At 60.2% G+C, this 6,264-nt stretch carries 7 protein-coding genes; 1 reads left to right on the top strand and 6 read right to left on the bottom strand.

The genetic code is table 11. The annotated features are described in order from the left end of the window. Positions 1-3 precede the first annotated feature (3 nt). Positions 4-165, bottom strand: a complete 162-nt coding sequence (gene ccsA, locus WB402_RS09680) for a cytochrome c biogenesis protein CcsA (RefSeq protein WP_424207313.1) — start codon at positions 163-165, stop codon at positions 4-6. Positions 166-234: 69 nt separating this feature from the next. Beyond that, positions 235-660, bottom strand: a complete 426-nt coding sequence (locus tag WB402_RS09685; RefSeq protein WP_424207315.1) for a universal stress protein — start codon at positions 658-660, stop codon at positions 235-237. Positions 661-721: 61 nt separating this feature from the next. Between WB402_RS09685 and WB402_RS09690 the strand changes: the two genes are divergently transcribed. After that, entirely contained in the window at positions 722-2,047 is a 1,326-nt protein-coding gene (locus tag WB402_RS09690) for a citrate transporter (RefSeq protein WP_424207317.1), read from the top strand. 157 nt (positions 2,048-2,204) lie between these two features. On the opposite strand, the gene WB402_RS09695 is transcribed toward WB402_RS09690, so the two are convergent. The 4 genes from WB402_RS09695 to WB402_RS09710 form a co-directional block, all read right to left on the bottom strand. After that, a complete protein-coding gene (locus WB402_RS09695; RefSeq protein WP_424207319.1) occupies positions 2,205-3,125 on the bottom strand; it encodes a calcium/sodium antiporter in 921 nt (306 codons plus the stop codon). A 182-nt stretch (positions 3,126-3,307) separates the two neighbouring features. Then, complete coding sequence (locus WB402_RS09700; protein WP_424207321.1) at positions 3,308-4,567, bottom strand: sensor histidine kinase; 1,260 nt, start codon at positions 4,565-4,567, stop codon at positions 3,308-3,310. Then, positions 4,551-5,258, bottom strand: a complete 708-nt coding sequence (locus WB402_RS09705) for a response regulator transcription factor (protein ID WP_424207323.1) — start codon at positions 5,256-5,258, stop codon at positions 4,551-4,553. The genes WB402_RS09700 and WB402_RS09705 overlap by 17 nt, the downstream gene beginning before the upstream one ends. 109 nt (positions 5,259-5,367) lie before the next feature. Continuing rightward, complete coding sequence (locus tag WB402_RS09710) at positions 5,368-6,180, bottom strand: cytochrome C assembly family protein (RefSeq protein ID WP_424207325.1); 813 nt, start codon at positions 6,178-6,180, stop codon at positions 5,368-5,370. Positions 6,181-6,264 lie beyond the last annotated feature (84 nt).

Consider the following 6,264-nt stretch of genomic DNA (forward strand, 5'->3'; position numbering starts at 1 on the left):
GTATCAGCCTCGCTTGAGCAGGATTTCCAGCGCAACCTTGCTTTCGAAGTATGCCAGCAAAAGCAGAAAAAATCCGCCGAGGGTCCAGTGAATGGCCGGGCGACCGCGCCAGCCCAGGTACCAGCGACCGGCCAGCAGCACCACGTAAACGGTCCACGCCAGCACACCATAATTAAGTGGTTGAGTCAGGTTTGATAAGCCGAGATCGAAGCCCGGAATTACTCTAATGGAGGACTATTTGACGAGAGTGACCGGCACATTTACCAGGTGCAGGACCTTGGTGGCCACGGAACCGAGCAGCAGGCCTTCGAGGGCACCCCGGCCATGGCTGCCCATGACCACCTGATCGCAGCCCAGAGCCTGAGTCATCCTGGCGATGGTCGTGGCTACCTCGCCGTGCTCGATGTGTGTCGTGTAGGCAATGCCGGCGGCATCCAGGATCGCCTTCGTGGAAGCCAGGGCCGCCTGGCTGTACTCCCGGGCCATGGTGGCGAGTTCATCCTCGCGCAGAAACCGCTTCACTTCCCAGTCTTCGGCCCGGGCCTGCACATTGAGCATATGAATCTCCAAGGCGCCCACATCCCTGACGAAACCGATCAGGTAACGCGCCGCATTCTCCGAGCCGGTAGAGCCATCCACCGGAAACATTATCTTATGCATTAGTCGCTCTCCGAGTATGAAAATAGATAATATACCCAATCCAATGAGATCGAGCCTGGTCATGGCCGCCGCCGCGAAGTTGCCGATATTTCTCGCCGTCGGCCTGTTATTCGCACCCCCCGCGCACGCCGCCGAAGCCCCAGCCGTGCTTGGCGTTCCCGTCGAGTTCATTCTGTTCGCGCTGACTTTGCTGGGCGTGGCACTGTTCCATCATCACACTCTGGCGGTGGCGCTCTCCGGGTTGTTCACGATTACGCTCTACAAGCTACTCGTCACCGGCTTCCATGCCGGCAGCGGCCTGTCCGGACTGTTCGGTCACCTGCAACACGAGTGGGTAGTGCTGACCAATCTGCTTGGACTGCTGCTGGGATTTTCCCTGCTATCGCGCCACTTCGAGGAAAGTCACATACCGAAGATACTGCCGCGCTGGTTGCCGGACGACTGGAAGGGCGGCTTCATGCTGCTGGTGATGGTGTTCGTGCTGTCTTCGTTTCTGGACAACATCGCCGCCGCGTTGATCGGCGGCACCGTGGCCGCCAGCGTGTTCCACCGTCGCGTGCATATCGGCTATCTCGCCGCCATCGTCGCCGCCTCCAATGCCGGCGGCTCAGGCAGTGTGGTGGGCGATACCACCACGACCATGATGTGGATCGACGGAGTGAATCCCGTCGATGTTATTCACGCCTATGCCGCGGCGATTGCGGCCTTGTTGTTCTTCGGCGTGTTCGCGGCGCGGCAGCAGCAGGCTTTTGCCCCGATCCAGAAGGATGCCAGCGCCGGCATCCGGGCGGACTGGGCGCGGGTGGCGATTGTGGTGTGGATCCTGGCCGCGGCCATCGGCACCAATGTCATTGTCAACACCCGCTATGCGGAATTCTCCGATGCCTTCCCGTTCCTCGGCGCGGCGGTATGGATTGCGCTGCTGCTCGCCGCGCCGTTGCGCAAGCCGGAGTGGAGCCTCATGCCCGAGGCCGTCAAGGGCAGCGTATTCCTGCTGTCATTGGTGTTGTGCGCATCCATGATGCCGGTGGAAAAACTGCCCGCCGCTTCCTGGCAGACCGCCTTTGGCCTGGGTTTCATCTCGGCGGTGTTCGACAACATTCCGCTCACCGCCTTGGCTCTCAAGCAGGGGGGTTATGACTGGGGAGGACTGGCCTATGCCGTGGGCTTTGGCGGTTCCATGATCTGGTTCGGTTCTTCCGCCGGCGTGGCTTTGTCAAATCTTTTTCCGGAAGCCCGGTCGGTCGGCGCCTGGCTGAAGAGCGGCTGGCATGTCGCCGTCGCGTACATCATCGGCTTCTTCGTCATGCTGGCGGTGGTGGGCTGGCATCCGCATGCGCCACACAAAACGACGCCGGCAATGCAGATGAACGTACAGCCTCACTGAACCGGCCAACGGTGCAAAGCCTCATCGCTTCAGAATGATTTCAAGCACAGACTTACTGCCGAAGTAGACGAGCAGGAACAGCGCAAAACCGCCCAGTGTCCAGTGGATAGCCGGGCGCCTGCGTCGAATCCCCTGAGACGTGGCCTCGCGCCGTTGCCTAGAACCGGAAAATTGTCACTACGTAGACGATATAGAGGGCGAGCAGCAGTACTCCACGCCTGCGTTCGATATGCCCGCCCCGTGCTGGCCAGATAAGCGCCACGGTTACTATTCCAAACACCAAGGCTATCGCTACCTCTCGCCAATCTATTGATATCGGGAAAATGACCGCTGCAATCGCAACGACAAAAAGACCATTGAAGATATTGCTGCCCAGTATTGTTCCAAGCCCCACCTCGTCATGACGGCGAATCTTGGAAACCACTGTCGTCGCAAGTTCCGGCACAGAGGTCCCAATCGCGACGACCGTTGCCCCGATAATAAATTCGTCGATACCGAAGGATGTGGCGATGCCTTTTGCGCCAGCGACGATGAAACGGCCTGCAACGATCAAAAACACCAGGCCAGCGAGGCAAAGAATAATTGCCAGCCACCCGCGTCGCTCGCCCAGTATTTCCCCGGCGGCGCTTCTCTGTTTACGAGCCTCGACAGTCACGGCGACCGCCCACGCGATGAACATGCCCAGGAGCAGCAGGCCATCGAACCGGGACAACACGCCATCAAGGGCGAGAACGCCGATGACCAGCGGAGTTATCAGTGCGATCGGAAAGTCGCGTTTCACGCTGTCGCGAGGGCATTGAATTCCCGAAATAAGCAAGGTAATGGCAAGGACCAGAGCAACGTTTACGACGTTACTGCCCAAGGCATCGCCGAAGGAGATCTGCGGTTTTCCGGCCATGGCGGCGGTAATGGCAACCGAGAGTTCCGGGCTGGACGTGGCAAACGCCGCAACCGTTGCGCCTACGATTCCGGCAGAGACACGCGCCCAGCGGGCTACTCCCACCACGCCACGGACGAAAAATTCGCCGCCGATTCCAGCGCAAAAAACACCGACGGTCAGGGCCAGGTAATTATTCATCGTTCCGCAACGTCACCGGGTAACGCCGGCAATGCCGATGAACGTCCAGCCTCACTGAACTCCGGCGGCATGCGGCGATGGTGGTGAACGCCACCAAGGTCGCCATGAGAAAAAGTATTGAATATCAAAAAGCGAAAAAACCTGGCGTCCTTGGCGGTTCGAATCAATTAATCGGAGCTTGCTCAATTAAATAAAATAGTCACCGAGGTGCCGGAATTTTCGCGGCTTTCAAGCCGCAGCTGCCAGCCGAAGCGGTCGCAAATACGCTTGACCAGCGACAGGCCGATGCCGGCGCCCTCGCTCGTTATATCGCGGAAATGGCGCAGGAAGACCTGATCCACGGCGTATCCCGGAATGCCCTTGCCGGTATCGGCAATGCTCAGGCCGCGCGCATCCTGGCGGATGACCACCGTGCCGCTGGCGGTGTAGGAAAACGCATTGCGCACCAAATTGCTGACGAGGATATCGATCAGCGCGCAATCGGCCGGCACCTCCAGCGCGGGATCGGTGTGCACCTCGACCTGTACCGGCTTGTTGGCCAGCAGCAGGCGGTGTTTATCCACCGCCTTCTCGATCACCCCTGCCACCGCGCAGCTGCCGCTGCTGGAGACAAGCTGTTCCTCGCGCGCCATCAGCAACAGCGCGGTGCCGAGCTCGCCCATGTCCCGTGCGGCGTGATCGATACGTGCGATGCGCGTTTTTTGCTTTTCGGTCAGGGTTTCGTCCTCGAGCAAAATCTCGGTGGCGCTCAGGATGACGGCGAGCGAGGTGCGCAGTTCGTGGCTCATGTCCGCGCTCAGCGCGCGCTCGCGTTCGATGAAGGCGCGCATGCGCACCACATGCCGGTCGAACACCCGCGCCAGCTCTCCCATCTCGCCCTCGGGAAAATCATCGGCTAGGGGGTGGTCCCAGTCCTCGGGGTTACGGAGGTGCACCTTGTCGGCCAGCTCCGTCACTGGCGCGACTACGGAGCGCGACAGCCAAATGCCGCCCAGGGCGGCCAGCAATGTCACCGCTACCGCCACCACCGCCAGCAGAAAGAGAAAACGCTCCTCGCGCTTCTGCTGCAAAGAGGTATCGTAGAGCAGGTAATAGCGTGCGCCACTGCGATCCAGCACGGCGGCGCGGTAGGACAGATCGCCCACCGTCACATCATGCCGGCCGGGCAACAGCGTCGTGAGGTAGGGGGGAACATCGCCGGCGCTCGCGGCATCCCGCACATAACCCTGCAACATGACCGTGGAGGGCGGCAGCGAGTGCGGATTGCGCTCGCGCCGGGCAATGTAGTCGTCGAGTTCCGCCGTCAGCGTTTCGTCGATCAGGCGTTGTCCCTGATCGTGGGCGGTTTGATAAAGCAAAAAAACGAGCAGCAGGCTCAGCAGCGCACCAAAGCCGGCGAAAAAAAACGCAACGCGTTGGCGCAGATTATGCGGTCGAAGCATCGGGTTCCTGCAATTGATAGCCGATGCCGCGCACCGTGCGCAGCAGCGGGGGAAGTTCCGGCGGGTCGATGGCCGTGCGCAAGATGTGCATGTGTACCCGCAGTGCGTCGCTATCCGGTGGCGAATCGCCCCACAGCGTCTGCTCGATCTCGCGGCGCGAGACGACATTCGGCGACCGTTTCATGAGCAGCTTCAGAATCTTGAGCGGCATCGCCGGCAACTCGACCGCCCGTCCCGAACGCCGCAAGGCGAGCGTGCCGAGATCAAGCTCCAAATCGCCGACCTTCAGTTGTTGCGACCGCTCGCCCATGCGCGAACGCCGGATCAGGGCCTGCAAGCGAATATCCAGCTCGCGCAACTCGAACGGCTTTATCAGGTAATCGTCCGCGCCCTCCGCGAAACCGGCCGCCTTGTCGTTGAGCGTGGCGCGCGCGGTCAGCATCAATACCGGCACGTTTGATTGAGCGTCCTGCCGCAGGCGGCGGCACAACGTCAACCCGTCTATCCCCGGCAGCATAATATCCAGCACGATCGCGTCATAACGATTGGTAACGGCCAGATGCAGTCCGGTCACCCCGTCCAGCGCCACTTCGGTCAAATAAGCCCGCTCGTCCAGGTAGTCGGCGATATTCGCCGCCAAGTCCCGGTTGTCCTCGATGATCAAGACGGAAATGGAATCAGGGTTGTTCATCGTTCCCGGAGTGAGAGTGGATAATGGATAACTTCAGTCAGTCTTGACCGGACCGCGTTTTTTCCCGAAGCCGCTAAAGTAATTCGTTATTGGCTCAATAGGCTTACTGTTAACGGTGCAGAATGACTTCCAGCACAAACTTGCTGCCGAAGTAAGCCAGCAGGAGCAGCGCAAAGCCGCCCAGGGTCCAGTGGATGGCCGGGCGACCGCGCCAGCCCAGGCGCCAACGGCCGACCAGCAGCACCGCATAAACGATCCACGCGAGCTCCGCCAGCACCATATGATGAGTCAACTTGAACGGCTGGCCGAAGATGGCTTCGGCAAAGAACGAGCCGCTGATCAGCGTGAGCGTGAGCAGGACGAAACCGAAACCGATCATTTGGAACATCACGCTTTCCATGGTCTGCATGGGTGGCAGCGCGCGGATGAATCCGCCCGGATGCTTGCTCCGCAGGTGGCGCTCCTGCATTAGCAGCATCAGACTCTGTGCCGCGGCCAGGCACATCAGGCTGTAGGCCAGGATCGCCACGACAATGTGCACCGCCGATGCGCTGGAGGCCAGAGGCAGAGACATGCGCCCGGGCCACAGCCACTCGACCAGCACTGTCAGGCCGGCAATGGGCATAATAAGGATGCCGAGGTTGTCGACCGGGCGAATGATCGAGGTAAAGATATACAGCGCCGCAATGACACAGGCCACGAGCGAGAACGCCGGTGTGAGGGCGAGATTCAGACCATGTTCCTGCCACAGCCGCGTGTACAGCAACGTCGCATGCAGCACGACCGCGCCGAGCCCGAGGCTCAAAATGCCGATTTTGGCGCTTCCCGTCACCACTTCCCCGCGTGCCAGACGCAGGCCAAGCAGTCCCGCGGCGCTTAGATACAGCGCCAAAGCAAGGAAATTCATGACAGGATTGGTCATAAATGTCGTCCTACTGCGTTCGTCTGGCCATAAAACAGGTCGCCCTACTTTGTTCGTCTAGTCATAATATGAACGCATGATGGC

The organism is Sulfuricaulis sp. (assembly GCF_049587675.1).
Lineage (GTDB): Bacteria > Pseudomonadota > Gammaproteobacteria > Acidiferrobacterales > Sulfurifustaceae > Sulfuricaulis.